19 protein-coding genes are annotated in these 23,645 nt (G+C 73.2%); 6 read left to right on the top strand and 13 right to left on the bottom strand.

The annotated features are described in order from the left end of the window. Positions 1 to 3: 3 nt before the first annotated feature. From ACGFIE_RS05965 to ACGFIE_RS05945, 5 genes are all read right to left on the bottom strand, one after another. Positions 4 to 558 carry a dihydrofolate reductase family protein gene (locus ACGFIE_RS05965; RefSeq protein WP_393291523.1) on the bottom strand — a complete coding sequence of 185 codons (555 nt, stop codon included), beginning with the start codon at positions 556 to 558 and terminating at the stop codon, positions 4 to 6. Positions 559 to 629: 71 nt separating this feature from the next. Next, positions 630 to 1,196 (bottom strand): hypothetical protein, encoded by a 567-nt coding sequence (locus ACGFIE_RS05960; protein WP_393291520.1) that lies wholly within the window; start codon positions 1,194 to 1,196, stop codon positions 630 to 632. A gap of 17 nt (positions 1,197 to 1,213) precedes the next feature. Further along, positions 1,214 to 3,064 (bottom strand): S9 family peptidase, encoded by a 1,851-nt coding sequence (locus ACGFIE_RS05955; protein WP_393291518.1) that lies wholly within the window; start codon positions 3,062 to 3,064, stop codon positions 1,214 to 1,216. After that, a complete protein-coding gene (locus ACGFIE_RS05950) occupies positions 3,065 to 4,843 on the bottom strand; it encodes an N-acetylglutaminylglutamine amidotransferase (protein ID WP_363682010.1) in 1,779 nt (592 codons plus the stop codon). Positions 4,844 to 4,941: 98 nt separating this feature from the next. Continuing rightward, positions 4,942 to 7,608, bottom strand: coding sequence for a glutamate--cysteine ligase (locus ACGFIE_RS05945; RefSeq protein ID WP_393293177.1), 2,667 nt, complete (start codon positions 7,606 to 7,608; stop codon positions 4,942 to 4,944). A 212-nt stretch (positions 7,609 to 7,820) separates the two neighbouring features. On the opposite strand from ACGFIE_RS05945, the gene ACGFIE_RS05940 reads away from it, so the two are divergent. After that, positions 7,821 to 8,492, top strand: coding sequence for a GNAT family N-acetyltransferase (locus ACGFIE_RS05940; RefSeq protein ID WP_393291515.1), 672 nt, complete (start codon positions 7,821 to 7,823; stop codon positions 8,490 to 8,492). 10 nt (positions 8,493 to 8,502) lie between these two features. Here the strand turns inward: ACGFIE_RS05940 and ACGFIE_RS05935 are convergent, their stop codons facing one another. Continuing rightward, entirely contained in the window at positions 8,503 to 9,072 is a 570-nt protein-coding gene (locus ACGFIE_RS05935) for a DJ-1/PfpI family protein (protein ID WP_393291513.1), read from the bottom strand. A 52-nt stretch (positions 9,073 to 9,124) separates the two neighbouring features. Here ACGFIE_RS05935 and ACGFIE_RS05930 point away from each other — a divergent pair, with 52 nt between their 5' ends. Then, a complete protein-coding gene (locus tag ACGFIE_RS05930; RefSeq protein WP_393291512.1) occupies positions 9,125 to 10,069 on the top strand; it encodes a GlxA family transcriptional regulator in 945 nt (314 codons plus the stop codon). Between the two features lie 116 nt (positions 10,070 to 10,185). Here ACGFIE_RS05930 and ACGFIE_RS05925 read toward each other — a convergent pair whose 3' ends face one another. The 6 genes from ACGFIE_RS05925 to ACGFIE_RS05900 all read right to left on the bottom strand — a co-directional run bounded on the left by ACGFIE_RS05925 (position 10,186) and on the right by ACGFIE_RS05900 (position 16,656). Beyond that, a complete protein-coding gene (locus ACGFIE_RS05925) occupies positions 10,186 to 11,586 on the bottom strand; it encodes a cellulase family glycosylhydrolase (protein WP_393291510.1) in 1,401 nt (466 codons plus the stop codon). A 120-nt stretch (positions 11,587 to 11,706) separates the two neighbouring features. Next, the gene (locus ACGFIE_RS05920) at positions 11,707 to 12,573 is read right to left on the bottom strand and encodes a hypothetical protein (protein WP_393291508.1); all 867 of its coding nucleotides are present in this window, start codon (positions 12,571 to 12,573) and stop codon (positions 11,707 to 11,709) included. An 87-nt stretch (positions 12,574 to 12,660) separates the two neighbouring features. Next, the gene (locus ACGFIE_RS05915) at positions 12,661 to 13,422 is read right to left on the bottom strand and encodes a maleylpyruvate isomerase family mycothiol-dependent enzyme (protein ID WP_393291506.1); all 762 of its coding nucleotides are present in this window, start codon (positions 13,420 to 13,422) and stop codon (positions 12,661 to 12,663) included. 55 nt (positions 13,423 to 13,477) lie between these two features. Continuing rightward, positions 13,478 to 14,500, bottom strand: a complete 1,023-nt coding sequence (locus ACGFIE_RS05910) for an LD-carboxypeptidase (protein ID WP_393291503.1) — start codon at positions 14,498 to 14,500, stop codon at positions 13,478 to 13,480. Positions 14,501 to 14,611: 111 nt separating this feature from the next. Then, positions 14,612 to 15,214: a dihydrofolate reductase family protein gene (locus ACGFIE_RS05905; RefSeq protein WP_393291501.1), complete on the bottom strand. Its 603-nt coding sequence runs from the start codon at positions 15,212 to 15,214 to the stop codon at positions 14,612 to 14,614. A gap of 179 nt (positions 15,215 to 15,393) precedes the next feature. Beyond that, positions 15,394 to 16,656 carry an SGNH/GDSL hydrolase family protein gene (locus tag ACGFIE_RS05900; RefSeq protein ID WP_393293175.1) on the bottom strand — a complete coding sequence of 421 codons (1,263 nt, stop codon included), beginning with the start codon at positions 16,654 to 16,656 and terminating at the stop codon, positions 15,394 to 15,396. A gap of 181 nt (positions 16,657 to 16,837) precedes the next feature. On the opposite strand from ACGFIE_RS05900, the gene ACGFIE_RS05895 reads away from it, so the two are divergent. After that, positions 16,838 to 20,227 (top strand): BTAD domain-containing putative transcriptional regulator, encoded by a 3,390-nt coding sequence (locus ACGFIE_RS05895; RefSeq protein WP_393291498.1) that lies wholly within the window; start codon positions 16,838 to 16,840, stop codon positions 20,225 to 20,227. On the opposite strand, the gene ACGFIE_RS05890 is transcribed toward ACGFIE_RS05895, so the two are convergent. Further along, on the bottom strand, positions 20,167 to 20,910 hold the full coding sequence (locus ACGFIE_RS05890; RefSeq protein WP_363682030.1) for a DUF2071 domain-containing protein: 744 nt from the start codon (positions 20,908 to 20,910) through the stop codon (positions 20,167 to 20,169). The genes ACGFIE_RS05895 and ACGFIE_RS05890 overlap by 61 nt on opposite strands. 106 nt (positions 20,911 to 21,016) lie before the next feature. On the opposite strand from ACGFIE_RS05890, the gene ACGFIE_RS05885 reads away from it, so the two are divergent. The 3 genes from ACGFIE_RS05885 to ACGFIE_RS05875 all read left to right on the top strand — a co-directional run bounded on the left by ACGFIE_RS05885 (position 21,017) and on the right by ACGFIE_RS05875 (position 23,549). Further along, positions 21,017 to 21,985, top strand: a complete 969-nt coding sequence (locus ACGFIE_RS05885) for an RNA polymerase sigma factor (RefSeq protein WP_393291496.1) — start codon at positions 21,017 to 21,019, stop codon at positions 21,983 to 21,985. A gap of 112 nt (positions 21,986 to 22,097) precedes the next feature. Continuing rightward, positions 22,098 to 22,982, top strand: coding sequence for an alpha/beta fold hydrolase (locus ACGFIE_RS05880; protein ID WP_393291494.1), 885 nt, complete (start codon positions 22,098 to 22,100; stop codon positions 22,980 to 22,982). 114 nt (positions 22,983 to 23,096) lie between these two features. Continuing rightward, positions 23,097 to 23,549: a DUF5709 domain-containing protein gene (locus ACGFIE_RS05875; protein WP_007461315.1), complete on the top strand. Its 453-nt coding sequence runs from the start codon at positions 23,097 to 23,099 to the stop codon at positions 23,547 to 23,549. Positions 23,550 to 23,645: the final 96 nt, after the last annotated feature.

Raw genomic sequence — 23,645 nt, 5'->3', positions numbered from 1 at the left:
CGGTCAGGCAGCGGTCTTCGGCCGGTACGAGGCGACGATCACGCCGCTCTTGTGCACCCGGGTGTCGACGAGGTCGAACGACGTCTGGAAGTCCGTCAGCGGCACCGTCAGGCTGGGCGTGCCCTGCAGCACCGGGTGGATCCAGAAGCGGACCTCGTCCACCAGGCCCGCGGTGATCAGTTGGGCGGTGACCGAGCCGAAGCCGTACTGGATGATGTTCTTGCCGTCCTGGGCCTTGAGCGCCGTGACCGCCTCGACCAGGTCGCCCTGGAGCACCTCCGTGTTGTTCCAGGTGGGGTTGGTGAGGGTGGTCGAGGCGACGTACTTCTTGACGTTGTTGAAGTAGGCGGCCCCGGTCGTCGGGTCGCTCTCGTCCTGCTGCGGCCAGGCGACGGACATGCCGTCGTAGGTGGCCCGACCCATCAGCATCGCGTCCGCGGCGTCGGTCAGCTCGCCGGCCACGACGATGGACTCCTCGTCGAAGTACGGGCCGGTCCACATCGGGTTCTCGATGACGCCGTCGAGGGTGATGTAGGTCGAGTTGATGAGCTTGCGCATCGGAATCTCCTGGGTGTCTGTCGTGTTCTGCTGACACCCGGAACACTGCCGGCCCCCGCTTACGATTCGCTTCAGGTGCCCTTACCCGCGTCCCCGGCCACGCCCGAAGCCGGGTCGACAAGCGGAATCGGCAGCGCCTGCGGTGCCGCCGTGCCGCCACCGGTCGAGTGCGCCGGCGCGGGCCGGTCGTCGGTGCGGCTGTGCAGGCGTCCGCGCCCGGCCGGCCCGGCGCGGCGGGTCACCTCGACTGTCACCATCCGCACCGGCGGTGGCGGCGCGGTGAAGCGGCCGACGCCCCAGCGCACCCAGATCGGGATCCGGCCGGCCTCCGCCTCGGCTGTCAGCTTCTGCACCGTACGGGCCCGGTCGGTGTGGTCGACCTCGATCACCACCGGCGGGCCGTCCGGGCGGGCGCACGCCACATCCAGCACGGAGTGCCGCTGCTGCATCGGCGGCGGAAGCGGCACGACACTTGGCGCGCGCCGGTAGACCCGCCAGCCCCGCGCCTGCCCCCACCGTGCCACCGCGTCGATGACCCGCGCGGTGACGTCGTCGGCGTCCAGGTCGACGAAGGTCAGCTCGGCCAGCCACCGGCCCAGGTCGGCGGCCAGCCGCTCACCCTGCGCCGCAACGTCCACGGGCGCAGGATAACGCCTCAGCCGAGGGCGGCCGCCGTCACGGCGAGGTGCCGGGTGAGCCAGGCGGTGGTGGCCGTACGCGCCGTCTCGGCGTTGTCGCGGGCCAGGAAGTCGTGCCCCTCGCCGGCGAGCACGAGATGCCCGTGCGGCACGTCCCGCGCGGCCAGGGCCTGCGCCACCTGGGCCGACTCGCCGGCCGGCACGTTCGTGTCGTTGGCGCCGTGGATCAGCAGCACCGGCACGTCGAGCTGGTCGATGTGGGTCATCGGCGACAGGTCCCGCAGCAGGTCGGCGTCGCGCACCGGATCGCCGTACTTGCTGACGGCGGCGGCGGCGATCCACGGCTCGGTGCCGGCGTAGAACGTGCGGAAGTCGGAGATGCCACACTCGGCCACCCCGGAGGCGAACAGGCCGGGGAAGTTCACCAGCACCGCGAGGACCAGGTAGCCGCCATAGGAGCGGCCCAGGCAGCCGAGCCGGCCCGGGATCGCGACACCGCTGTCGACCAGGTGGTCGGCACACGCCGCCACGTCCGCGATGGCCCCGTACCGGCCGGCGAGGTTGTCGGCGGCGACGAAGGTGCGACCGAAACCGGACGAGCCGCGCACGTTGGGCGCGAACACCGCGACGCCCTGCGCAACGAGGGCCTGGAACAGCGGGTTGTAGCCGGGACGCTCCTGCGCCTCGGGGCCGCCGTGCAGGCTGATCGCCGTCGGCCAGGGGCCCGGACCGGGCGGGCGGTAGAGCCAGCCGGACAGCGGCATCCCGTCGCGGGCGCGCAGGTCGACGAGCTGCGGCGCGACACCGCTTCCGCTCGTACGCGCGGCGCCGGTGTCCGGCCGCAGCGGACGGGGCGTCCCGGTCGCCGGATCGACAAGCCAGACCTCCCGGGGCTGCACCGGCCCCTGCGCGGTGAGGCAGAGCAGGTCACCGTCGGCGGCGAAGACGACGCCGTCGAGCACCTCGCCCGGGGCGGCGACGGCCCGCTGCACACCGCTGGTGAGGTCGAGCAGGCTCAGCTCGCTGCGCCCGCCGTAGGTGTTCCACAGCAGCGCGGCGCGTCGCCGGTCGGCGCTGAGCGCGACGTGCTCCAGCTCGGCGTCCGGTCGGCCGGCGAGCCGCGTCGGCGTCGGCATCGCCGCTGGCAGGGTGAGGTCGACGCGCACCAGGGCGGCCAGTTCCGAGAACGCGTCGGTGCGCGCCAGCACGCTCGTCCCGTCAGGGCCGAACCAGCCCTGGTCGGTGCTGCCCCGGCCGGTGTCCGGCAGCAGGCGTACCCGGTCGCCGGTGGCCACGTCCAGCAGCTCCAGCCAGCGGGCGTTGCGCGGACCGCGCCGCAGCAGGGCGGACCCGCCGTCCGGGCTGACGTCCAGGAGGGTGAGCAGGTCGCCCTCGGCGAGCACCCGCCGGTGCCCGGTGTCGGCGTCGACGAGCACGGCGGCGCCCCGCTCGGCGGTCTCGGTGACCGCCATCAGCGCGCCGCCGGGCAGCCAACCGGACAGGGCCGCGCTGCGCCGGCCGAACCCGGCGACCTGGCGGCGCTGCGTGCCGTCCGGGCTCAGCACCCACAGCTCGGTGCGGGGAGCGCCACCGGGCGCGACGACGTAGGCCAGCCACTGACCGTCCGGGGACCAGCTGACCGCCAGCACCGGTTCGTCGCCGCTGGGCAGCGCGACGGCCTCGGCGGCCCCGACGTCGCGTACCCAGACGGCCGGGGTGCCAGCCCGGTCGGAGAGGTACGCCACCCGTCGGCCGTCCGGCGACGGCGCGGGCGCGAAGTCCTCGCCGGCCGGCAGCGGCGGCACCGGCCGGTGCGCGGTCAGGTGGGCCAGGCGGGTGGTAAGCGGCGCCTGCGTCCGTACGCTCATCTAAACCCCGATCCGCTGCAACCAGAGCTCCAGCAGCCCGAGCTGCCAGAGCGCGTTGGAGCCCAACGTGGTCCGCCGGGCGTTCGGCGCGTCCAACAACTCCTCCAGGTAGTCCTTGCGGAACAGGCCGCGCTCGCGCGCCGGGCGGGCGGTGAGCGCGTCCCGGACGTCGTCGAGCAGCGGGCCGGACAGGTGCCGGATGGCGGGCACCGGGAAGTAACCCTTCGGCCTGTCGATCACCTCGTCGGGCACGATGCCCCGACTCGCGGCCTTCAGCACACCCTTGCCGCCCTGGGCCAGCTTGAGCGCCGGTGGGCAGGCGGCGGCCAGCTCGACGACCTCGTGGTCGAGGAACGGCACCCGGGCCTCCAACCCCCACGCCATCGTCATGTTGTCGACCCGCTTGACCGGGTCGTCGACGAGCATCACCAGGCTGTCCTGGCGCAGCGCCGCGTCGAGCGCGGTGTCCGCGCCCGCCGCGCCGAAGTGGGCGGTGACGAACTCCAGGCTCGCGTCGTGGTCGAGCATCCACTCCGGCGCCAGGTGCCCGGCGAGCGCGTCGTGCCGACGATCGAAGAACACCCGGGCGTACGCCTCGACGGCGTCCGCGCGGGACACGTTCGCCATCGGCGGGTACCAGTCGTAGCCGGCGAAGATCTCGTCGGCGCCCTGGCCGGACTGCACCACTGTGATGCGCTGCGACACCTCCTCGGAGAGCAGGTGGAACGCGACGCAGTCGTGGCTGACCATCGGCTCGCTCATCGCCGCGATGGCCTCGTGCACCGCCGGCACGAACCGGGCCGCGCCGATGCGGATCTGGTGGTGGTCGGTGTCGTACTCGCGGGCCACCAGGTCGGAGTAGTGGAACTCGTCGCCGCTCTCCCCCGCCGCCGCCTCGAAGCCGATGCTGAAGGTGGCCAGCCCGGTCTGGCCCTCCTCGGCGAGCAGGGCGACGATCAGACTGGAGTCGAGGCCGCCGGAGAGCAGCACGCCGACCGGCACGTCGGCGACCATCCGACGGCGTACGGCGGTGCGCAGCGCCGCCATGATCCGTTCCTGCCACTCCTGCGGGGACATGGCCGGCGCGGCGGCACGGGTGAAATCCGGCCGCCAGTAGACGGTGTCGGTGCTGCGGCCGTCGGCGGTGACGACCCGCACGGTGGCCGGGGGCAGCTTGCGGACGCCCGCCAGGATGGTGCGCGGCGGCGGCACCACCGAGTGGAAGCTCATGTAGTGGTGCAGCGCCACCGGGTCGAGGTCGGTGTCCACGTCACCGGCGGCGAGCAGCGCCGGCAGGGTCGACGCGAAGCGGATCCGGCCCGGCGTCTCGGCCAGGTAGAGCGGCTTGATGCCGAGCCGGTCGCGCGCCAGCACCAGCGTGTGCGTGGCCAACTCGACCAGGGCGAACGCGAACATCCCGTAGAAGCGCTCGACGCAGGCCGCTCCCCACCTGTGGTACGCCTTGAGGATCACCTCCGTGTCGGAGGTGGACCGGAAGGAGTAGCCGGCGGCGGTCAGCTCGTCGCGCAGCTCCCGGTAGTTGTAGATGCAACCGTTGAAGACCAGGGCGAGGCCCAGCTCGGGGTCGACCATCGGCTGGGCGCCGGTGTCGGACAGGTCGATGATGCGCAGCCGGCGGTGCACAAGCGCCGCCGGGCCGTGCTGCCAGCTCCCCTCACCGTCCGGCCCTCGGGAGGACAGAACGGGGAGCATCCGCTGCACCGCCGCCAGGTCCGGTGGCGCCCCGTCGAGGCGGAACTCGCCTCCGATACCGCACATGGCACACACCTCTCATCGGCTCGGTCCGCTCGGGCCGCTGACCGGTCCAGGCTTGGCGGACCGGGTTGCGTCCCGATGACATCTGCGTCAAGCGTGAGTTACACCGGGGGCCGATCGGCTCCCCCGAGCAGCCAGGTGTCCTTCGACCCACCGCCCCGCGACGAGTTGACGATCATGCTGCCGGCCGGCGCGACCCGGGTCAGCGCCACCGGCGCCACCTCCGCAGTCTCGCCGAGGAACACGAACGCCCGCAGGTCAACGTGGCGCGGCGCGAGGGCCGTACCGTCGAAGACCGGGTGGGTGGTGAGCGCCACCACCTCCTGGGCGATCCACCGGTGCGGGGCGGCGAGGATCTGCTCCCGGACGGCGTCCAACTCCTCCGCCTCGGCGCGCGGGCCGATCACCACCCGGTCCCCGCCGTACCCGTCGACCGGCTTGAGCACCAGCTCGTCGAGCCGGCCCAGCACCTCGGCACGCTGCTCGGGCAGCCCGCACAGGTACGTCGGCACGTCGCCGAGCAGCGCCTTCTCCCCCAGGTAGTACTCGATGAGCCGCGGCACGTACGCGTACAGCGCCTTGTCGTCGCCCACGCCGTTGCCCAGCGCGTTGGCGAGCGTGAGCCGCCCGGCGTGCACCGCCGCCAGCAGCGGCCAGCCCAGCGGCACACCGTCGGCACCCGGGGCGTGCAGCAACGCGTCCTCGTCCATCCGCAGGTAGAGCACGTCGACCTGGCTGCGGCGGCCGTCGCGGACCAGGTGGACGCGGCCGTCGGACACCAGCAGGTCGCCGCTCTCGGCCAGCGGCACGCCCATCTCGTCGGCGAGCAGCCGGTGCTCGAACCAGGCCGGGTCGCCCGGACCGCTGCTGAGCACCACCACGGCGGGGTCGTCGGCGGCGGCGGGTGCGGCGGCGAGCAGCGCCCGGTGCAGCATCGCGGGCGTCTCGTCGGCGGGCAGCAGGTCGTCGGGCACCGGCAGCTCCGGCAGCACCGCCCGGGTGAGGCGGCGGTTCTGCACGGCGTAGCCGATTCCCGAGGGCACCCGCAGGTTGTCCTCCAGCACGTACCAGCCGCCGTCCGGGTCGCGGACGAGATCGGTTCCGGACACCTGGGCGCGTGTGCCGCGCCGGCCCATCAGCGCCCCGGTCGGACGCAGCCCCGGTGAGGACTCCACCACCCAGGCCGGCACGACCCCGTCGGCCACCACCGCCCGGTCGGCGTACACGTCGCGCAGGAACGCGTCGAGCGCGCGGGCGCGCTGCACCAGGCCGGTCCGTAGCGTCCGCCAGTCGTCGGCAGGCACGACCCGGGGCACCAGGTCGACAGGGAAGAGCCGGGTGCTGGCCTCGCCGGCCACGCTGAAGGTCACGCCCCGGGCGCGCTGCTCCTCGTCCCGGTCGTGCTCGCGTTGGCGCAGGCCGGCGGCGCCGAGGGTGCGCAGGGCGGCGAGCAGCGGACGGAACGCCGGCTCCGGCCCGTCCGGGCCGAAGACCTCGTCGCCGACATCGGTGTACGTGGACAGCGCGGGCGGCGGCGACAAACCGGGCAGAGGGGGACGCACCCGGCCCCGGGTCTCGTCGAGCAGCAGGTCGACCACGTCGGCCAACCGGCCCCGCCGCTCGTACGCCCGCCGCTGCCGCGCGGCGGAGCTGCCGCGTTCCAGCGCGTACCGGGTCAGCTCGCTGACCTGTTCCCAGTCACCTGTCGCCTCCAACTGCGGACGCAAATCGGTCACCAGGCGGCGTACCGCCTCGGCGGCCGGCACCGGCCGGGCCGAGCGGGGCAGGTCGAGCAGGTCGCCCTCCAGCCCGGAGCGGGCGGCCCGCCACACGGCGGCCCGCAGCACCGGCGGCCGGACGGCGGTGCGTTCGACCCCGGCGCGCAGGGCGGCGACCTCCCGGCGCACCAACGCCCGGAACAGGCCGGTGAGCAGGACGATGGTCTCCACGTCGGCGTTGGCGTCGGTGATGCGCAGCTCCACGGTGGGCACGTGCGCCGACGGCCGGACATCGAAGTAGATCATGGCAGGATCGGTGATGGTCTCCGAGGAGATCAGCTCGGCGACAAGCGCCTCGTGGTCGGCGGCGCTCGTCACCTCGCCCGGGTCGCCGGCCGTGGGCCAGCGCTGCCAGACCAGCGAACGGACGCTGGCGTAGCCGCTGTCCTGACCCATCCAGTACGGCGAGCTGGTGGACAGGGCGAGCAGCACCGGCAGCCACGGCTGGACCCGCCTGGTGACGGCCACCGCCAGGTCCCGGTCGGAGACGCCCACGTGCACCTGCGCGCCGCAGATCAACTGCTCCCGGGCGAGCATCTGGTACTCGTCGAGCATCCGGCGGTAGCGCGAGGTGGGAGTGACGCTCGGGTCGCCGTCGGCGCGCAGCGGCACCGTACCGGCCGCCACGATGCCCAGCCCGGCCCGGTCGGCGACCTGCACCGCCGACTGACGCAGCCGGGTCAGCTCGGCGCGGATCTCGTCCAGGGTGCGGCAGACCGCGGTGTTGGTCTCCACCACGCTGCGGTGCAGCTCGGCGGTGAACGACGTGGCCGGCAGCCGGTCGAGCAGTTCTCCGGCCCGGGGCACCAGCTCCCGGGTGTGCAGGTCGACGACGTGGAACTCCTCCTCCACGCCGATGGTGGCGAGGTCGGCCGGGTCGTCCTGCACGGCGGTCGTCGGTGCGGAACGGGACGTCGGCACGGCCCGGCCGTTGTTGGACCGGCCCACCGGCCCGTCGAACGTCGCCGCGTTCGTGGTGTTGTCGACCATGGTCACCCCGGTTCGCGTGTCGGTGGTCTCGACTGTCCGACGAGCGTTCCCAGGCTTGGTACCGGGGGTGTTTCCGGCACGTTAAGGTGACGCACCGTTCTGCTCGGGGTCACCCAGCGATGAGGTGCGCCGCTGATCCCCTTCGGACACTCGAATCTCGACCGAGGCAGAATCGACAGACCTGACCGAGACGATCACCGGAGAGGTGCGGCATGACTGCTCTGAGCGATGTGGCCCAGGGGCCGATCGGCGACCAGGATGTCCGGATCGTGCCCGCCAACGAGGCGTCCCGGGAAGATCTCCAGGACATTCTCGGCACGGCCGACGCGGGCCGGTGCCAGTGCCAGTGGTTCAAGGTCCGCGGCTGGCTGTGGCAGGTGTCGACGCAGGAGGAGCGCATGGCCGCATCCCGCGAGCAGACCCGCTGCGGTGAGCCGGACGCCACGGACACCAGTGGGCTGGTCGCGTACCTCGACGACCAGCCGGTGGGGTGGGTGGCGGTCGAGCCGCGCACGGCGTACCCCAAGCTGCGCAACCAGCGGGTGCCCTGGCTCGGTCGCGACGAGGACAAGGACGACGACGCCGTCTGGGCGGTGACCTGCCTGGTGGTCCGCAAGGGCTACCGGGGTCGCGGCCTGACCTATCCCCTGGCCCGCGCCACGGTGGGCTTCGCGCGGGAGCGTGGCGCCCGGGCGCTGGAGGCGTACCCGATGCTCGCCGAGGCCGGCAAGCAGATCACCTGGGGCGAGGCGCACGTCGGGGTTCGGCAGGTCTTCGAGGAGGCCGGGTTCACCGAGGTCAGCCACCCCACGCTGCGTCGGGTGGTCATGCGGATCGACTTCCCGACCGACACGTCCCGGCCGACCACGCCACGCTCACGCTGACCGAACCCGGCTACCGGCTCGGGGTCCGCGCGTACTCGATCGTCGCGGCGACACGGCTGGCGGTGGCGGCGCCGAGTTCCCGTTCGGTGAGCCACAGTCCCAGGTCGAGCCCGGCCGCGAGCGCACCCGCGGTGACACGGTCGCCGTCGTCGACCACGCGCTCGTCGAGGACTGTGACGTCGTAGGCGCGCAGTTCGTCGTACGCCTCGCGGTTGGTGGTCGCCCGCCGGCCGCTCAGCAGACCGGCGGCCGCGAGGAGCAGCGCGCCGGTGCACACCGATGCCATCCACCGTGTCGATGGCGCGAGCGCGGCCAGCTTCGCCGGAAGAACGCCGCGCTGTGCCTGCGCCCAGGTGCCCTCGGCGGCCCGGTTCAGCCATCCGCCGCCGGGGACGACCACGCCGTCGGCCCGGCCCAGCACGTCGGGGACCTGGAGCTGCACCCCACGCATACTGGTGACCGGCCCGGGCCGCTCGACGGCGACCAGGCCCACGTCGAACCCGGCAATCGCCAACACCTCGAAGGGCCCGAAGACGTCCAGCTCGTCGAAGCCGTCGAACACCACGATCTCAATTCGCACCCGGTCAGGATCTCCCGTCGACCGGAGGGTGACGAGTGGCATCCTTGCCATCATGCGTAAGAGTTCCGCCACGCATCGGGTCGTCGTCCTCGCCCTACCCCGGGTCGTCGCCTTCGACCTGACCATCGCGACGCACGTCTTCGGCCACGAGGGCCACGGTCGGTACGCGATGACGGTGTCCGCAATGGACGGTGGTCAGGTCCGCACCACGACCGAGGGCCTGAACCTGACAGTCGCCACGGCGCTCGCCGCCCTCGGTGATGCCGACACCGTGATCGTGCCCGGATTCCGCCGCGGTCCGGCACCGGCGCGCGCTCTCCACGCGCTGCGGCTGGCACACCGTCGGGGCGCGCGCATCGCGTCGATCTGCACCGGAGCGTTCGCGCTGGCTCAGGCCGGGCTGCTCGACGGCCGCCGTGCGACCACCCACTGGGCGCACGCCGAGGCGCTTGCCCGCGAACACCCCCGGGTGCACGTGGACGCCACTGCGCTGTACGTCGACGAGGGCCAGGTGATCACCAGCGCCGGGCTCGCCGCGGGCCTCGACATGTGCCTCTACCTCGTCGGCCGCGACCACGGGCAGGCGGTCGCCATCGAGCGGGCCCGTCACCTGGTCACCCCACTGCACCGAGCGGGCGGCCAGGCGCAGTTCATCCCGGCCGGCGTGGCGGTTGAGGACGACGAGCTGGCTGTGGTCACCGCCTGGGCGAGCGGCAACCTGCATCGTCCGATCACCGTCGCGGACCTTTCCCGGCAGGCGGTGATGTCCACTCGGACGTTGCACCGCGCCTTCCGGAACCGGTTCCAGATGAGTCCGCGAGCCTGGCTGATCCAGCAACGGTTGCGCGCCGCCTGCACGCTGCTCGAAGACGGCGGGATCAGCGTCGACGAGATCGCTCGGCGAACCGGATTGGGCACGGCCACCAACCTGCGTGCGCATTTCCAGCGGGCCTTCGCCACCACCCCTACCGCGTACCGGCGGGCCTTCACACCCTGAGCCGACGCTCGGGGTCGGATGCGGTGATCGACACAGGATCGGCGATGTCGGGGTGTCCGGGCCAGCGGGACACCCCGACATCAGCGAACTGGAGTTGATCAAGAACGCGATCTGGGTTACCTCATGTTGGCGACCACGAACGGCGCGTGGCCGTGCAGGTAGTTGTTCCATCCGCCGGTCACCGGCGCGCCGGGGTTGAGCAGGTTGGTGGTGTCGGTGCCGACGTCGAGCTTCCACGCCGTCCAGGAGACGCCGTTCGTCTTCATCCAGTCGATCCAGGACTGCGCCTCCGACAGACAGGCCCGGCCGTCGAGGCCGCCGTCGGCGTTGCTGGCACCCCACTCGGTGACGAACAGCGCCAGGCCGGCCCGGATCGCCGCGTCACCCTTGGCGCGCAGTGACGCGCCGTGGGTGCACGAGTAGAAGTGCAGCGTGTACATGAGGTTGGTGCCGGAGACGGGGCTGGCCGCCGCGACATCCACGTCCTGCGACCAGGTCGGCGTTCCGAGCACAACGATGTTGTCCGGGTCGGCGGCGCGGATCGCGGACACGACCGCCTGGTGGTACGGCTTGATGACGCCGGTCCAGCTGAACTGCAACGGCTCGTTCCACGTCTCCCAGATGACGTTGGGCAGGTGACCGTAGCGGCGTGCCAGGTCGCCGAAGAACGCCACCGCCTGGGACTGGTTGTTCTGCGCCTCGTGCGCGTGCCAGTCGACGATCACGTACACCCCGGCGGTGACGGCGTTGTTGATGATGGTCTCCACCTGCGCCCGCGCCCTGCCCGGGTCGCTCAGGTACGCCCCGGCCGGCTCGACGCCCATCGCCGCGCGGATCACCTGGAGGTTCCAGTTGTCGCGCATCCAGGTCAGCGCGGACAGGTTCTCGGCGTAGGGAGCGGTCTCCCAGTTGAGCCACATGCTGCTGACGCCGCGCAGCTGCACCCGCGCGCCATTCTTGTCGCACATCGTCGTGCCGCAGACCCGTAGCTGCCCGTACCGCTGCACAGGCGTGCCGGTCGTCGGCGGCGGGGTGGTGGGAGGCGGAGTCGTGGGCGGCGGAGTGGTCGGCGGCGGAGTCGTGGGGGGCGGAGTCGTCGGCGGCGGGGTCGTGGGCGGCGTGCCGCCGGTGCAGGACACGCTGGTGCCGTTGACCGTGCAGTTCACCGGAGTGCTGGAGCCGTTGACCAGGAAGCCGAACGACGTCGACGCACCGGCGCCGAGCGCGCCGTTCCACGACACGTTGCTGAACGTGTAGTGGCTGCCCGAGGTCACCTGCTGGGCGTTCCACGACTGGCTGACTGTCGACCCGGCCGGCAGGTCGAACTCGACCCGCCAACTGCTGATCGGCGCGGAGGTGTCGTTGGTGACGGTGACCTGGCCCTGATAGCCACTGCCCCAGCTGTTCGTCACGGAGAACGCGGCCGTTGCCGCGCTGGCCGGCGTGGCGATCATCGCCACCGTGCCGGCGAGCAGGCCGGCGACGGCCAGCGACGTGACAAGTCTCAGTGTGCGCATGCGGAACCCGCTTCGGATCGACGGTGGTGGTCTGCGGCGGGGCGGCGCCTGCACGCACAGTATCGATCGGCGACGATGCCATGCAAGCCGGGGGCGGGCGGATGCCGGCCGATCGGCAGGTCACCCCCGCCGCCGGCCCCAACGGCGCGAGCCGGTCACGCGCCCCGACCCACCCTTCTCCCGGGCCAGCATCTCGGCCGCGACCCGCAGCTTCTGGGCGGGCTCCGCCGCTGCCGGGCCCAACGTCTCCACGAAGCGGTTGCCCATTCCCAGCACCATGGCCGCCCGGTCCAGGTCGCCGATCAGGATCAGGCACTGGGCGTACACCCCGTAGGTGTTGGCCATCTCCCAGAAGGTCAGCGGACGCGCCAGGTCGAGCAGTCCCTGCCGCAGCTCGCAGGCCCGCGACGCCGCCAGCGCCGCCTCCTGGGCGCCGTCGCCCGACGACGGCCGGGTGAGGTGCCGGTGCAGCAGCGCCGTCGCCTGGTTGTGGTAGGCCGTGCCCATCGCCTCCCGGGTGCGCGGCCCGGCGGACGGCGGATTCCCGGCGGAGGTCAGGCCCACCGTCACGGCCCGCTCCAGCAGGTCCCGCCGCGTGGCGGGCTGACCGGCGGCGAACGAGACCTCGGCCAGGTCCACCAGTGCGGTGATCAGCTCGGCGAGGGCGTCGTCGCGGGGCGCGGCCGCCACGTTCCCGCCCTCGGCCGCCACGGCGTCGTACGCCCGCTCGAAGACGACCACTGCCTCACCGCCGGGAGCCATCCCGTCGGCGGCCCTGCCGAGCGCGGACAGCAGCATGCTGTGCCGCCACAGCGCCCGGGCCAACTGCTGCTGATCCTGTAGGGCCACCCGACCGGGACCCCGCACGGCCTCCCGGTACGCCTCGATCACCCGGACCCACAGCCGGTCCGCCTCCGCCCAGGTGTCCTGTCGCGCCGCGCGCTCCCGTGCCTGCTCGAACAACCGTCGCCGCTCGTCCGGCCCCATCGTCCTCACCGCCCATCGTGGTAGCCCCCAGCCCTCCACCACCGAAGCAGTGAGGTCAATCGATTCTAGGGCCGCCCTCGCACCGCCTCATTGAGTGGCGACGACGATGCACCGGCGCAGCTCGGCCACCGCCTCCGCCGGCCCGTCGACGCGGACGCCGCTCGGCTCGCCGGCCAGCTCCCGCCCCCACGCCCAGCGCAGCATCGCCGCCGGCGGGCCGGTCACCGTCACGTCCGCTGCGTCGGCCACGCGGTCGGTCACGCGGAACACCGCCGGTTGGGTACGCACCGACCACGCCGTGTCGTCGGCCCGGACGGCGAACGTCCAACCCGGTGAGCCGGCCAGGATCTCGCGGAAGGCATCGGCCCACTCGGCGACCGAGTACTCCACGAACACGCGGAGCAACTCGTCGACGCCGTCCACGGCGAGGTCGTCCGGAACGGGCGCGACCGGCGCTCCGACGCCCAGCTCGGCATCGATGCGGTGGATGACCGTCTCCTGCGCCATGCGGCGGATCCAGAAACCGACGGACCGCCCGGGCGCATACCACGAGCCGGCCGGATCCTGCGGGTCGTGGGCGGCGAACTCCGCCCGCAGCTCGGCGTACGCGCGGTCGAGCAGCGCCAGCGGCGCCTCGGATGCCAGCTCCGCCGGGGGCCACGGCTCGGCCTCGACGCCGTCGCGGATCGCCAGGGTCTTGTGCAGGTAGACCTCGCCCACGTGCCGGGCCAGGTCGGCGACGGTCCAGCCGGGACAGGTCGGCACCGGCGCCGCGGGGTTGGTCGGGGCGAGGGAGCGCAGGCGGGCGAAGTCGTCCGCGAGGCAGTCGAGATATCGCGAGTAGTCCATGCTGTCCAGCTCAGCACATCGCACCGACAGCCTCGCGTCTGCGCGCCCGCTGGCCTCAGTCGACCGGGCCGGTCGTCAGGTGCGGCCGTACCGCCGGTTCCCGCAGCGACAACGTCCGCTGCCGTGCGTCGAGGGCGACACGGACGCCGACCGGCATCGGCAGATTGGGGCCCGCGTGTCCGAACTCGACGTTGCCCAGGACCGGGATGTCACGGTCGCCGAGGACGTCGAGCACCATCTCGGACAGGGTCGGGGACGCGTCGGGCGCGTCGAGCCCGTCGATCGCGTGCGGTACGCCCACGACCATGCCACCGATCCGGTCGAGGATGCCGGCGTGCCGCAGCACGTGCAGATAACTCCACACGTACGACGCCTGGCCGCCCATCTCCTCCCAGAACAGCACCGCGCCGTCGAACCAGTCGAGCGGTAGCGCGTACCGCGTCGCCTGCACCAGCGCGATGCGATTGATCACCCCGCCGATGAGCCGACCTTCGGCACGGCCGGGACGCCAGCACTCCCAGGACGGGCTGGCAGGCAGCGCGCCGAGCGGCTCCGTGCCGGTCAGCAGCGCCGAGTAGAGCCTCTCCAGCTCTGCTCTGCGCGCCGCGGACGCACGCTGCCACGCGCCGCCGAGCCCGGGAGTGGCCAGGTCGGTGTGGAACCCGACCAGACCCGTACGCACGTACAGCACCAGATGCAGCAGCGAGATGTCGCTGTAGCCCAGGATCGGCTTGGGGTCGGCGGCGATCGCCTCGACATCGATCAGGTCGAGGTAGCCGAGCGCCGTCTGACCGCCGTCGTGGGCGATGATGGCGCGCACCTCGGGATCACGCAGGAGCCCGTTGAATTCGGCGGCGATCTCCGCTGGCGTGGCCGCGCTCCACCAGCGCTGCCGCCCCGCGTCGACAAGCGGTGCCCGCCGCACCCGGAACCCCATCCGCTCGAGCACGACCACCGCCTGCGCGAGGTCTGGCTCGTAGGCGGTGTGCAGCGGCCCGGACAGCGCGGCGACAACGACCAGATCGCCGGGCCGTAGGGCAGGCGGTCGAAGCAGCCGAGGCGATGCGGAACCAGTCACCGACGCAGTGTTCCCGACACGCGCACCAGCGCGCCACACCAATTCCGATCAAGCTCCACGCCGACAGACGGATGCGGGGGGCCGGCCGTGCTGGCCGGCCCCCCGGAGCGTTCAGGCCACCGGGCGTACGCGGTAGGCCAGGTGTGTGACGCCCTCGCCCTCGACGACGCGGAACGGGCCGTCGAGCTGCAGCGGCGCGATCGTGAGCCCGGCGAAGAGCGGGGTGCCGGCGCCGAGCACGACCGGGACGAGGTCGACGTGCACCTCGTCGAGCAGGCCGGCCTCGACGACCTGGGCCGCGATGGTGCCACCGTTGACGCCGACCTCCTTGTCACCGGCGAGCGCCTTCGCGCGGTCGATGGCGCTGGCGATGCCGTCGGTGACGAAGACGAAGGAGTCGCTCTCCGGCTCCCAACCCTCCGGCACGGTGTGCGTGACGACCACGACGGGCACGTCCATCGGGTGCCGGCCGCCCCACCCCTTGGTCATGTCGAACAGCCGCCGGCCGACGACAAGCGCGCCGGTGCGCTCGTTGAGGTCCCGCAGGTGCTGGGCGCTCGCGGCGGACGTCCGGAACGTCATCTCGGGGTTGGCCGTCGGCGTCTCGACGTCGCCGCTGCCGTACCACTGGAAGAGGTGCTCGAAGCCGCCGTGGGAGGCGTCCGCGATGTAGCCGTCCAACGACATCGTCGCCCCGGTCGTCACCTTCGTCATCGGTCCACTCCTTGTTATGTGCGGTGTCAGCCTGCCGGTGGGGCCGGTCGTGCCCGGCCCTCACCCCAAGGTCGAAGCAGGCCCTACCGTCCTCGACACGCCGCCGAACTTTTTTCCGGCCAGGTTCGGACCGTCGCCGGTCGCCCCCGGTCGAGCTGCACGGCCCGGTCGACGGATGGTCAACGGATCTGGGCGGCGACGGCGACGGCGGCTGCGGTCGCCCCGGCGTCGTTGAGGTGCACGAGGTCATCGGCGGCGTACGCCTGTCGCAGGGCGTCCCGGTCGGCCGGGTCGGCGAGGATCCGGTCGAGGTCGACGACGGCGTCGTACTCGCCGCTGGTGCGGATCCAACGGTTCACCTCGTCGCGTACCGTCTCCTTCTCCTGGGTGTAGTCGTACGAGCCCTTCAGGGGCGGCAGTGTGGCGCCGATGACGGTGACGCGGTGGGCCCGGGCGGCCCGGATCAGCGCCCGGTGACCGTCGATGAGCTGCGCGGCGGTCACCACCGGCGAGGCGCCGCAGCCGAAGTCGGGGTAGCCGCCGCCGTTGATGTCGTTGATGCCGATCAGGACGACCACCGACCGTACGCCCGGCTGCCCGAGCGCATCGTGCCGGAACCGGCTGACGCCTCGCTCGCCGAAGCACTGTGAGTCGGCGAGCAGCTTGTTACCGCCGACGCCGGCGTTGGCGACTGCCAGGGGGCGGCCGGTGGCGACCAGCCGCTCGGCCAACTGGTCGGGGTAGCGGTTGTCGGCGCCGGGGGTGGAGCCGTAGCCGTCGGTCTGCGAGTCGCCGAACGTCACCACAGTGCCCCGGGTACGCGGTGACCCGGCGACGTCCACGCCGGCCAGGTGGTACCGGGACTGGCTGGTCTCGCCGGCGAACGCGGCCGCGCGATCGTCGAAGCGGTGATCGCCCGCCGCGCGGTACGAGGTGGTGAGTCCGTCCTGGTGGTAGGTCGCCGGGCCGGTGGGGCCGGCGAAGTACAGCGTGACGGTCAACGACTCCAGCGCCCGGACCGGCAGGAACACCGGGTCGGAGGTGCTCTCGGCGCCGATGGGCACGCTCGTCGAGCGCCGCTTGTCGAAGGTGACCGGTCGCAGGGTGCCGGGCCGCACCGCCGCCCCGGAGGAACTGCGGCCCACTGTGGCGCCGGTCAGCCGCAGCGGTTGACTGCCGTAGCGGTTGGACACCCGGATCCGGATGTGGGAGCCGGCCGCGCTGACCCGGACCACCTGCCGGACCGACTCGTCGGCGAAGCCGGGAACGGACCAGTTCGTGCCGAGCCAGTCGCTGCTCGGCACGGGGTGGTGGTGGGCGACCGACCAGGCCGTCGACCAGGTGCCCGACCGGTCGGGTCCGGTGGGCGCGGCGCTCGCCGGGGCGGCAGGCGCCAGCAGGATCAGGGCGGTGAGGACGGGAAGAATGCGACCTGTCGACATCGACACGGAGGTGTCCCTTCGGGAGCGGGGTGGGTGGGCGCTGGGGCCGCCCGCGACGGCCGACCGATGTGGTTCACCCTGCGCCGACCGCCTTACCGTTTCTTTACGGTCTTCTGGCCCGCCGAACCGCCGCCACCGTCGGGGCCTCGTGCGGCAGGTCAGGGGCCGTATCCTGACCGCCATGCGGTTCGGGGTGCTGGGTCCGTTGACGGTGTGGACCACGCACGGCGCCGTGGTCGCCGTCCCGGGGTTGAAGGTCCGGACCCTGCTCGCCGCGTTGCTGCTGCACGAGGGGCAACCGGTTCCGGCGGATCGGCTGATCGACCACCTGTGGGGCGACACCCCGCCGACGAACGCCGCGGGCGCGCTGTCGGCCAAGGTGTCCCAGCTACGCCGGGTGCTGGCCGAGGCCGAGCCCGGTGGTCGGGAGCTGGTGCGGTCACCACCGCCCGGCTACCGGCTCCTGGTCGACCGCGACGAGGTGGACGCCTGCCACTTCCAACGGCTGGTGTCGGATGCGCGCGGCACTCAGGACGTCCGCTCGCGCGTCGCGCTCTTCTCGGCGGCGTTGGCGCTGTGGCGGGGGCCCGCCTTCGCGGACTTCCGCGACGAACCGTTCGCCGCCGCCACGATCGCCGGTCTGGAGGAGCAGCGGCTCACCGCCCTGGAGGACTGTCTCGACGACCGGCTGGCGCTGGGCGAGCACGCGAGCGTCGTCGGTGACCTCGGCGACCTGCTGGCCCGGGAACCGCTGCGCGAACGTGCTCGTGGACTGCACATGCGCGCCCTGTACCGGGCCGGACGGCAGTCCGAGGCGTTGCGCAGCTACGACGAGCTGCGCGTCCGACTCCGCGACGAGTTGGGGCTCGATCCCGGCCCCGACCTGGTCACGCTGCACCGGGCCGTCCTCGCCCACGATCCGACGCTCGCCGTGCCCCCGGTGGCGGCTGTCGCTCCGCCCCGTCGGCCGGTGGACGGGGTCGTCACCGCGCGGCCGAACCTGCCGACCCCGTTGACCGAGCTGATCGGCCGTGACGCGGCGGTCGCCGAGCTGGTCGCGGAGCTGGGACGCAACCGGCTGGTCACCCTCGTCGGCATCGGCGGGGTCGGCAAGACACGGCTCGCCGTGGAGGTGGCTCGCGCGGGGACGTCCGCATACCCGGACGGGGTGGCTCTGGTCGAGCTGGCGGGCGTCGACCGCTCCGACGCGCCCGAGACGGTGGACGCGTTGGCGGGCCTGGTGCTGGCGGCGCTCGACGTACGGGACGCCACCGAGGCGGGTGGGGCCGTCGCGCCTGTGGACCGGCTCTCCCGGCTGCTGGGCGACCGACGGCTCCTGCTCGTGCTGGACAACTGCGAGCACCTCGTGGACCCGTTGGCGGACCTGACCGCCGCCCTGCTGGGCGCGGCACCCGGCGTGCGCGTGCTGGCGACCAGCCGCGAGCCGCTCGGGCTGGCCGGCGAGGTCGTGTGGGCCGTACCGCCGCTGCCGGTGCCCGACCCGGCCGACGGAACGGACCTGGCCGCGCTGGCACGCTCCGACGCGGTGCGGCTCTTCGTCGCCAGGGCCGCCGCCGCGGATCGCGGTTTCGTGCTGGGTGTGGAGAACGCGGCGCCGGTCGCCACCGTGTGTCGCCGGCTCGACGGGATCCCGCTCGCGCTGGAACTGGCCGCCACTCAGGTGCGCGGGCTGGGTGTGCGGGGGCTGGTCGCCGGACTCGACGACAGGTTCCGGCTGCTGGGCGCGCGGCATCGAGGCGTACCGGCCCGGCAGCGGACGCTGCTGGCGATGCTCGACTGGAGCTGGCAACTGCTCACCGAGCCGGAACGGGTGGTGTTGCGGCGGCTGGCCGCGTACGCCGACGGCTGTGACGTCGACGCGGTGCGGGCGGTCTGCGCGCCCGATGGCGTGCCCGCCGCGGACATCGCGGATCTGTTGGCCCGCCTCGTCGACCGCTCGTTGGTCGTCGTCGCGCCCCGCGAGGGCACACGGCGCTACCGGCTGCTGGAGTCCGTCGCCGCGTTCGGCCTGGACCAGCTACGCGCCGCCGGGGAGCTGCGGGACGTTCGCTCCCGGGCCCACCACTACCAGGTGGAGCTGGCCGAGCGGGCGCACGAGGGTCTGTCCGGCCCGGAGCAACGCCTGTGGCTGCGGCGGCTCGACGTCGAGGCCGCCAACCTGCGCGCGGCGCTGGACACGGCGGTACGCCAGCGTGACGCCGACCTCGCGCTGCGCCTGGCCAACGCGCAGAGCTGGTACTGGTTTTTGCGGGGTCGGTTCACGGAGGCGCGGCGGTGGCTCGCGGCGGCGCTCGACTGCCGGCCTGGAGGCGGGACCGCCGCCGGGGCCCGTGCCGCCGCGTGGCACCTGGGGTTCGCCCTCCTGTCCGGCGACGTGGCGGACTGGGTGACGCGCCACCGCGCGATCCTGCGGCGCTACGACGGCGTCGACGATCCGCACGGCCGACTCCGGGCGCTGTGGTTCCTCGCGTACGCGGAGGTCGACCTCGGTGACGTGACGGCCACCGGCGACCTGCTCGATGAGGTGCTGGCCGAGGCGCGGGCGCTGCCCGACGAGTGGGTCGTGGCCGCCACCCTGAGCCTGCGCGCCAAGCACGCGCACATCCGTGGAGACGCGGCCGCGGTGGGGCGCGACGGCGCCGAGAGCGCCGCGCTGTTCCGTCGGCTCGGCGATCGGTGGGGGGTGTTGCAGGCCACCGAGTGGCTCGGCGCCCAGGCGGGCATGGCCGGTGACTACGAGCAGGCGAACCGACTGTACGAGGAGGGGCTGCGCGTCGCGGAGGACCTGGGACTGCGGTTCGAGATGTCCGGCCAACTGTGTTGGCTGGGCTGGGTGGCGTTGCAGCGGGGTGACTACTCGCGGGCTCGGCAGCTCAGCGGTCGAGGGTTGGGGCTGGCCACCGAGCAGGGATCCCCGCTCGGCATCGTGTTCGCGGAGCTGTGCCTGGCCGCCGCCGCGCGCCGGGAGGGCAGCCTCGACACGGCGGAGGCACACCTCGAGAACCTGCTGGATGCCGCCGGGCGGCAGCAGGACGGGCCGGGGCATCCGCTCTACCTGACCGGGGTCCTGGGCGAGCTGGGGTACGTCGCCGAGCTACGCGGCGACCCGAGGGCGGCCCTGGACTGGCACCTGCGGGCCGCCGAGGTCGCCGCGGAACTCGGTGCCGAGCAGGTCCCCTGGCAGGTCCTGGTCGGTGTGGCCGCCACCGGTGGCCGTCCACAGGATGCGGCCCGTCTGCTCGGCGCGGCGGCGGCGGGCCGGGAGGCGACGGGGCTCCCGCTGGCCCTCGCCGACCGGCCAGACGTCGAACGGGCGACAGCCCTGGCCGTGGCGGCGCTGGGCGACGAGGACTTCGCCATGGCCCACGAGCAGGGGCGGCGGCTGTCGCCCGAGGAGATCCGGCACGCCGTACGCGCATTCTCGGACGATGACGCACACCAGCTCGCGGCGGCATCCAGCGGCGGTCGAGGGATCCGGTGGCTCGGCGCTCAGCCGGGCCGCCCGGCCGTCACCGGTGCGCCGAACCGGACCCCGACGCCGGGCGAGTAGAGCACGCTTACCGGCGGTCCGACCGGCGCCGGCAGCCCGGCGGCGGCGACCAGTTCGTCGTCCAGGTGCAGCAACTCGGCCCGGTGCAGCGGCCAGCGGGGATGCCAGTTCGGCAGGTGCAGCGTGCGCCCGTACGCCCGGGTGTGCAGCCCCCACCGGGCGGTGACGAAGTGTTCCAGTGGGGTCGGCTCGGCGATCCGCTCCCCCACCCGGACCGCCATCCGGCTCGTCGTACCCGCCGGGCCGGGCCAGCGACGCCGGCACCGGTAGGTGAGCCGGTCGCCGTCGCGGTCCAACCGCATCCGCGACCAGAGGTACGGCAGACGCAGCGTCGCCCGTGCCACAAGCACCGGCACCAGGCGGGACGCGTCGAGCGAGCGGAACACGACGGCCCGTCGGCCGGTGTCGTCGACCGAGTAGAGCCGGACGTTCGTCTCGGCGAAGGTGCCGAAGTACGGCACTCCCGGGCCGCGGCCGAAGCCCAGCCCGACCATCCGGAAGCCGATCAGCCCGACGTAGCTGACATCGTCCAGCGTGTCCGGGTGGGTGCCGGCGGGCAGCAGCGGCGCGACGGTCGCCGGGTCGACGGCCCAGTGCAGGAAGGTGAGGTCCTCCCAGCGCTGGCGCAGGAGCGCCCAGGGAAACGCCTGTCGGGGCGCATGGTCGACGGGTTCGATGTCCACGCCCCTCATCCTGACTCAGGCGTGCGGACCGCGCCGAGGGCCCACAGGCTGCGGAGACGGGCCGCCCCACCCTCGGCGAGGGCACGCCGGCCCGTCGTACGCTTGGGTGAGCAGAAGCGTTCAGAACAGGCGGTTCGGGGAGGAACTGGGCGTGACGCAGGGTGACGCGGAACTGGTGGCGCTCGCGCAGGCGGGCGACGCGGGGGCGCTCGGCGTGCTGCTGAGCCGGCACGAGGCGGGGATGCGGGCCGTCGCGTTGAGCATGCTCGGTTACGGACCGGACGCCGAGGACGCGGTGCAGGATGCCCTGGTGACGGCGCTGCGGCGCATCGGCGAGGTCCGTGATCGGGCCGCCGTCGGCCCGTGGCTGCGCACGATCGTCCGCAACAACGTCCGGATGGCCCTGCGCGGGCCGCGCCCCGTGCCGGTCGCCGAGCCGGAGTGGTTCGCCCAGCCCGCCATGAGCCCCACTCCCGAGGAGGCCCTGGACTCCGCCGCCCTGCGCGACTGGGTGTGGCACGCCATCGGGCAGTTGTCCGAGTCCGACCGGTTGGTCACCCTGCTGCGCTACTTCAGCGACGCGTCCTCGTACGAGCAGATCGCGGCCGTGTGCGGTGTGCCGGTCGGCACCGTCCGCAGCCGCCTCAGCCACGCCCGCCGGGCCCTCGCGGGTGGTCTGCGGACGGCGGCGACCGCCGCGCACGCCGACGTGCGCGCGGCCGGCGACGCCCGCTGGCGCGAGGGCCGCGACATGATCGCCACGGCGATGCGGGGGCACTTCGACCGGGTCGTGCAGGAGAGCTGGTGGCCGGACGCCGAGATGGTGGTGCCGGGTGGGCCACGCGGTGGCCGCGACCTGGCGATCCGCGGCATGACCAGCGACCTCGAGATCGGGGTACGCCAGCGGCTGCGCAACGTCGTCGCCAGCGGCGACGTGCTGATCTGGGAGACCGACCTGATCAGCCCGCCGGACGATCCGGAGCACTGCCCGCCCGGGGCGCTGTGGTTGCAGCACCTGCACGAGGGGCGGGTACGCCGCATGACCCTCTTCCACCCCGTTCCGGCGCTGGCCTGAGAAACGTCGCGGACCGAGCGAACTTTCCCGTCGACCCGTGCATCTGGTCCGCGTCAGTCACCAGCCGCGCGGTGGACACCCGCCGCGCGGGTCACGGATCGGGAGACAGTTCATGGGTTCCACCAGCCACGATGTCGACGCCCTCGCACCCGGCGCGCACACCTTCAGCGTCGACGGCGTCGAGCAGGTCTACCACGTCGCCGGAACCGGCCCGGTGTGTGTGGCGCACTCCGGCGGCCCCGGCATCGAGTGGGCCTACCTGCGGGCGCCCGGCCTCGAGGAGCACTTCACGATGGTCTACGTCGAGCCGGTCGGCACCGGCGCGTCGGGGCGGCTCGACAACGCCGAGGACTACCGCCTCGTCACGTATGTCCGGTTCCTCGACGCCGTGATCGAGCACCTCGGCGAGCCCCGGGTGCACCTCCTCGGCCACTCGTACGGCGGTTTCGTCATCCAGCGGTACGCCCTGGACCACCCGGACCGGGTCGCCGGCCTCGCCCTGTACGACACGTCACCCGTCACCGGCGCCGACTTCTGGGCCGAGGCGATGGCCAACCTCGCCGCGTACCCGCAGCGGCACCCGGACCGGCCGGAGGCGGCGGAGATCCCGGCCGCCTTCGCGCAGATCGGCGCCGCCACCGACGACGAGTCCCTGGGAACCGCGCTGCGCGCCGCCCTTCCGGTGTACTTCGCGGACTTCTGGGGTCGGCAGGCCGAGTTCGCCCCGTTCCAGGCGGCCGTGCGGATCTCTGCGGCGCCGGCCGGCGCGCAGGACCCGACGCCCTTCGACGTGCGCGACCGGCTCGGTGAGATCACCGTGCCGGCCGTGGTGATCGTCGGGGCGTACGACTTCATCTGCGGTCCCCGCTACGCCGAGGAGCTGCACGGGGGCCTCAAGGACTCGCGCCTGGTGGTGCTGGAGGACAGCGGGCACTTCGCGCACATCGAGCAGCCGGCGGAGTTCACCGAGGCCGTGGTGGAGCTGCTCAAGCGGTGACGCTCGCGCCGCCCCCGAGGTCCGTTCGTCACAGCGGGCAGGCCTCGGGGGGCGGCGGCGTTGCACAGTCCTAGGCTTGGCACTTCGCTGCGCCGTGACGAAGGAGAAACAGCCGTGAGCCAGACGGATTCCGTCGACGAGTGGAACGTGGCCGAGGACGACGGCGTGCTGGACGCCTCCGACACCCTCGACGACGACCGCGTCGGCGACCCCCTCGACACCGGAATCGTCGCCGCGGACCACTGGACGGCGGCGAACCGGTTCGGCACCACCCCCGCCGAGGAGCGGGCAGGCGAGTCGTTGGATCAGTACCTCGCTCAGGAGGAGCCGGACGTCGACCCGTACGCCGAGGGCGGCGACGACGAGGACGAGCTGACCCGCCGAGGCTACGAGACCGAAGCGCGCGCGGGCCGTCTCGTCGAGTACGACGAGGGCGTCCGCGAGGACGACGAGGCCGAGTCGGTGGCGTGGGACGCCGGGATCGACGCGGGCGCCGCCAGCGCCGAGGAGGCGGCGGTCCACGTGATCGAGGACCCCGACGGCCCGGGTGACGGTCCGCTGCGCTGACCTGCGCACCGCCGCGCTCGACGCCTCAACGGGCGTCGAGCGCGGCGGGGGGATAAACCCCCCGGGGACGGGAAGATGAGGGGCGCCAAGGGCACC

The organism is Micromonospora sp. NPDC049275, assembly GCF_043197115.1.
Taxonomy (GTDB): domain Bacteria; phylum Actinomycetota; class Actinomycetes; order Mycobacteriales; family Micromonosporaceae; genus Micromonospora.
This window is presented reverse-complemented; position numbering and strand designations above follow the sequence as displayed.

Bases quoted from the DNA above. Each gene is read 5' to 3' on its own strand.
- ACGFIE_RS05880 (WP_393291494.1), top strand. From the start codon at position 22,098: ATGGGTTCCACCAGCCACGATGTCGACGCCCTCGCACCCGGCGCGCAC.
- ACGFIE_RS05945 (WP_393293177.1), bottom strand. From the start codon at position 7,608: ATGGTCGACAACACCACGAACGCGGCGACGTTCGACGGGCCGGTGGGC.
- ACGFIE_RS05905 (WP_393291501.1), bottom strand. From the start codon at position 15,214: ATGACGAAGGTGACGACCGGGGCGACGATGTCGTTGGACGGCTACATC.
- ACGFIE_RS05950 (WP_363682010.1), bottom strand. From the start codon at position 4,843: ATGTGCGGTATCGGAGGCGAGTTCCGCCTCGACGGGGCGCCACCGGAC.
- ACGFIE_RS05940 (WP_393291515.1), top strand. From the start codon at position 7,821: ATGACTGCTCTGAGCGATGTGGCCCAGGGGCCGATCGGCGACCAGGAT.
- ACGFIE_RS05965 (WP_393291523.1), bottom strand. From the start codon at position 558: ATGCGCAAGCTCATCAACTCGACCTACATCACCCTCGACGGCGTCATC.
- ACGFIE_RS05955 (WP_393291518.1), bottom strand. From the start codon at position 3,064: ATGAGCGTACGGACGCAGGCGCCGCTTACCACCCGCCTGGCCCACCTG.
- ACGFIE_RS05920 (WP_393291508.1), bottom strand. From the start codon at position 12,573: ATGGGGCCGGACGAGCGGCGACGGTTGTTCGAGCAGGCACGGGAGCGC.
- ACGFIE_RS05925 (WP_393291510.1), bottom strand. From the start codon at position 11,586: ATGCGCACACTGAGACTTGTCACGTCGCTGGCCGTCGCCGGCCTGCTC.
- ACGFIE_RS05915 (WP_393291506.1), bottom strand. From the start codon at position 13,422: ATGGACTACTCGCGATATCTCGACTGCCTCGCGGACGACTTCGCCCGC.
- ACGFIE_RS05930 (WP_393291512.1), top strand. From the start codon at position 9,125: ATGCGTAAGAGTTCCGCCACGCATCGGGTCGTCGTCCTCGCCCTACCC.
- ACGFIE_RS05900 (WP_393293175.1), bottom strand. From the start codon at position 16,656: ATGTCGACAGGTCGCATTCTTCCCGTCCTCACCGCCCTGATCCTGCTG.
- ACGFIE_RS05895 (WP_393291498.1), top strand. From the start codon at position 16,838: ATGCGGTTCGGGGTGCTGGGTCCGTTGACGGTGTGGACCACGCACGGC.